A 4087-nucleotide genomic window follows, 5' to 3' on the forward strand; every position below is an offset into this window, starting at 1 on the left:
AATGCGGAGAGGAAATAGAAGCAGCGCGTATCGAACACGATCCGGCGCTAACTCTTTGTTTTTCCTGTGCCAAGGCCAGATGAGCCTCTGTCCGTTTTGGCGCAGGCAACCCGGAAGTTCCGCCATTTCAATATGCCTTCAAATACCATCCTCATACTGTCTGCATAGTCCGGATCACTGAAGAAGCCGCCGGAGGTCCGAGGCAACCCCACACAAGTGGCCGCGAGGGTTCCATCGCCCAGACCGGCGCACCACCGGCCGAATCTTTTTCTGAACTTGTCTGCGCAATGTGCGCGGTACAACAACAAGTCTAGAAACCGGCCGCGCGCATCGGGCTCGACCAGCCTCAAAACAGAACGCGATGCAGCGTACGCTGCTCGCTCACTCTGCCGCCGCTTTGTTCTTTTCCGCCTCGATCCGCCGCCATTTGGCAACGTTTCTGTTATGCTCCGCAAGGGTTCTAGCAAAGACATGGCCACCGCTGCCGTCGGCAACGAAATACAGGTTATCGGACTTGGATGGATTCAGAGCCGCCTCGATGGACTCTTTTCCGGGGTTTGCGATCGGCGTCGGCGGCAGGCCGGATATGACATAGGTATTGTAGGGCGTTTCCTTAGCCAACTCGCTGCGGCGCAAGCCTCGGCCCAAAGTTTCCTTGCCAAGCGTCAGGCCGTAGATCACCGTGGGATCCGTTTGTAGGCGCATGCCCTTGTTCAAGCGGTTCACAAAGACCGCGGCGACGTCTTTGCGCTCGGAACTGATTCCGGTTTCCTTTTCGATGATAGAGGCCATGATCAGCGCCTCTTCCTTGGTCTTGTACGGCAAGCCTTCCGCTCTTTTTTCCCAGGCTTCGTCCAGAATCCGCTGCTGCTCCCGCATCATGCGGGCCAAAACGACCTCGACGGAATCTCCTTTGGAGATCGCGTAAGTGTTCGGTGCAAGCGTGCCCTCGGCCGGAACACTCACCGCCTCCCCGGCCAGTTCTTCCACCGACTGAAGCTTTTCGACAATCTGATAGCTTGACCAGCCCTCGGGTATTGTCACCTGATAGTTGATCCCCTTGCCAGAGGAAATCAGCGCAAGCACCTCTTCCATGGAAGCCCGCGCCGGTATCGCATAATCGCCGAACTTCAGCTTGTTTTCCTGCCCGGAATATCGCGCCGCCAGCCGAAAGATATACGGGTTAGAGATCGCGCCAACGTCGGCCAGCCGGTCTGCAACATTCTGCAACCGCTCACCGCGTTCAACCGTGAATTCAGTATCCTCGGCCAGTGGCCCCTGACCCGTGAACTCGCGCTTGCCCCAATAGACAAGACCGCCGAGCACGATCAGCCCGACGATTACAACGTTCAGGAAATTCGCTGCGAAATGCCGCGCCATTATATTAGCTGTCCACTTTACCCATGATCAGAGAGGCATTCGTACCGCCAAATCCGAAGGAATTCGAGAGGACAACATTGATGTCCCGTTTTACGGCTGAATTCGGCGCAAGATCCAGATCGGTCTCAACCATCGGATTGTCCAGGTTGATCGTCGGCGGCGCAATCTGATCCCGCATTGCCAAGATACAGAAGATCGCCTCGACAGCTCCCGCAGCCCCCAGAAGGTGACCGATGGACGATTTGGTAGAGGACATCGTCGCCTTGGCGGCGTGATCGCCCAACAGCCGGCCGACCGCACCCAGTTCGATGGTATCCGCCATCGTCGACGTTCCGTGCGCGTTAATATAGTCAATCGCGGAAGCTTCCAAACCTGCCCGCTTCAGTGCGGCGGACATGGACCGAAAACCGCCTTCGCCGTCCGAGGAGGGCGCAGTAATATGATAGGCGTCGCCCGACAGGCCATAACCCAAAATCTCGCCATAAATCTTGGCACCACGCGCTTTGGCGTGCTCGTACTCTTCCAGAACCACGACACCGGCGCCTTCGCCCATCACAAACCCGTCGCGATCCGCGTCATATGGACGAGACGCCTTTTCCGGATCATCACGCCGCGCGGTGGACAGCGCCTTACAGGCGTTGAAACCGGCAATGCCGATTTCGCTGATCGGGCTTTCGGCCCCACCGGCCACCATTACGTCGGCATCATCGAGCATAATCAGCCGCGCCGCGTCACCGATGGCATGCGCACCCGTCGAACAAGCCGTCACGACGGCATGGTTCGGGCCTTTAAACCCAAAACGGATGGACACCTGCCCCGACACCAGATTGATCAGCGCACCGGGAATGAAGAACGGCGATACCCGCCGCGGTCCACGTTCCTTCAGCAGGATCGCGGTTTCGGCAATGGACGTGAGCCCGCCTATGCCTGATCCAATCAGGACACCCGTGCGTTCGCGGCTGGCGTCGTCTTCCGGCATCCAGCCTGAGTCGTGAACGGCCTGCGTCGCCGCCGCCATGCCATACAGGATGAATTCATCAACTTTACGCTGCTCTTTCGGTTCCATCCAGTCGTCGGGATTGAACGTTCCGTTCGACCCGTCCCCCCTTGGAATCTCGCAGGCGTAGTTGGTTGCCAGATGATCGGCATCGAATTTCTTGATGGTTCCCGCTGCCGACTCGCCGGCGATTAGCCGCTTCCAGGTTTCCTCAACCCCGCAAGCCAGTGGTGTAACCATCCCCAAACCTGTGACTACGACACGCCGCATTTGAACCTCTTTGTTGTTTCTGCCGAATTTCTACAGAGTCGCTTTGGCCAGAGCAAGCAATCTTAAAATTATTCTCTCAGTTCGAGGGGCTTTAGACAAAGAAAAACGGTGCGGCCCACGCGGGACCGCACCGTTTTTCAAATACACAAAAATCGCTTAGGAAGCTTCAGTGATGAACTTCACCGCATCGCCAAACGATTGAATTGTTTCTGCTGCATCGTCAGGAATTTCGATGCCGAATTCTTCTTCGAAAGCCATTACCAGCTCGACTGTATCAAGGCTGTCTGCGCCCAGATCGTCAATGAAAGATGCGCTTTCAGTGACCTTGTCCTCATCTACACTCAGATGCTCGACTACGATTTTCTTAACGCGATCTGCTATGTCGCTCATAGTTTTTAGTCCTCTTTCTTTGTGGGGACAGCCCCGACCAATTTTAGACTTGCACCCAAGGGCACAAACTCATGCCGCCGATTATGGCATACGTACCGAAATGCGTCTACACTCCGGCCAAACTAGGGGGCGCTATATCACAAGTTTCAAACATGGCAAATGCTTTCCGACCAAACCCGGGAGAACGCCCAAAATGCGCCCAACGCCTAGATCATTGCCATGCCGCCGTTCACATGCAGCGTCTGGCCGGTGATATAACTTGCTTCCGAGCTGGCCAGAAAAGCGACGGCTGCCGCGATCTCTTGGCTTGTGCCCATACGGCCCATCGGAATATTTCCAATCATCTTTTCTTTGACCTGCTCGGGCAGATCGACTGTCATTGCCGTTTCGATAAATCCCGGCGCGACGCAGTTCGCGGTGATTCCGCGCGTCGCAATTTCCTGAGCGTATGATTTGGTCATACCGATCATGCCCGCCTTGGACGCCGAATAGTTCACTTGCCCAGCGTTTCCGGTCACACCGACTATCGAGGTGATGTTGATGATCCGCCCCCAGCGCGCCTTCATCATCGGTCGCATGACGGATTTCATCAGATGCATGGTCGAAGTCAGGTTGATGTCGATCACCTGCTGCCATTCCTCATCCGACATCCGCATAAAGATATTGTCACGGGTAATACCGGCATTGTTGACCAGAATGTCCAGCCCGCCCATGGCTTCCGAGGCCTGACCGGCCAAAGCCTTCACGGCATCCACATCGCTCAGGTTGCAGGGCGTTACGTAGGCCCGCTCTCCAAGTTCGTCAGCCAGCGCCTTGAGCGGAGCTTCGCGCGTGCCGGACAGAGCCACGGTCGCCCCCTGCGCATGCAGCCCCCGCGCAATATCACCGCCGATGCCGCCCGAAGCACCTGTTACCAGAGCTTTTTTTCCTGTCAGATCAAACATTTGGTTTTCCTATCTCAGTTCTTCTGCAACGGACCCAACATCCGCCGCCGTATTAACTGCCTTGCATGCGATATCGCGGTTGATGCGCCGCACCATTCCGGAAAGG

The 4087-nt window shown here is 56.3% G+C and carries 5 protein-coding genes; all 5 read right to left on the minus strand.

Annotated elements, in window-relative coordinates; genetic code table 11:
- Positions 1–47 precede the first annotated feature (47 nt).
- The 5 genes from AC221Y_RS21140 to fabG all read right to left on the minus strand — a co-directional run bounded on the left by AC221Y_RS21140 (position 48) and on the right by fabG (position 3981).
- Positions 48–473 (minus strand): DUF7742 family protein, encoded by a 426-nt coding sequence (locus tag AC221Y_RS21140; protein ID WP_486708325.1) that lies wholly within the window; start codon positions 471–473, stop codon positions 48–50.
- The gene (gene mltG / locus AC221Y_RS21145; protein ID WP_486708326.1) at positions 382–1380 is read right to left on the minus strand and encodes an endolytic transglycosylase MltG; all 999 of its coding nucleotides are present in this window, start codon (positions 1378–1380) and stop codon (positions 382–384) included. The genes AC221Y_RS21140 and mltG overlap by 92 nt, the downstream gene beginning before the upstream one ends.
- Before the next feature lie 4 nt (positions 1381–1384).
- Complete coding sequence (gene fabF / locus AC221Y_RS21150) at positions 1385–2647, minus strand: beta-ketoacyl-ACP synthase II (protein WP_486708327.1); 1263 nt, start codon at positions 2645–2647, stop codon at positions 1385–1387.
- Positions 2648–2803: 156 nt separating this feature from the next.
- The gene (locus tag AC221Y_RS21155; RefSeq protein WP_486708328.1) at positions 2804–3037 is read right to left on the minus strand and encodes an acyl carrier protein; all 234 of its coding nucleotides are present in this window, start codon (positions 3035–3037) and stop codon (positions 2804–2806) included.
- A gap of 206 nt (positions 3038–3243) precedes the next feature.
- Complete coding sequence (gene fabG / locus AC221Y_RS21160) at positions 3244–3981, minus strand: 3-oxoacyl-[acyl-carrier-protein] reductase (RefSeq protein ID WP_486708329.1); 738 nt, start codon at positions 3979–3981, stop codon at positions 3244–3246.
- Between the last annotated feature and the right edge of the window lie 106 nt (positions 3982–4087).

The sequence above is a fragment of the Boseongicola sp. genome (assembly GCF_057460485.1).

What these genes read in the sequence shown, in the direction of transcription:
- AC221Y_RS21140 (WP_486708325.1), bottom strand. Translation starts at nt 473, where the DNA reads ATGTCTTTGCTAGAACCCTTGCGGAGCATAACAGAAACGTTGCCAAAT.
- mltG (WP_486708326.1), bottom strand. Translation starts at nt 1,380, where the DNA reads ATGGCGCGGCATTTCGCAGCGAATTTCCTGAACGTTGTAATCGTCGGG.
- fabF (WP_486708327.1), bottom strand. Translation starts at nt 2,647, where the DNA reads ATGCGGCGTGTCGTAGTCACAGGTTTGGGGATGGTTACACCACTGGCT.
- AC221Y_RS21155 (WP_486708328.1), bottom strand. Translation starts at nt 3,037, where the DNA reads ATGAGCGACATAGCAGATCGCGTTAAGAAAATCGTAGTCGAGCATCTG.
- fabG (WP_486708329.1), bottom strand. Translation starts at nt 3,981, where the DNA reads ATGTTTGATCTGACAGGAAAAAAAGCTCTGGTAACAGGTGCTTCGGGC.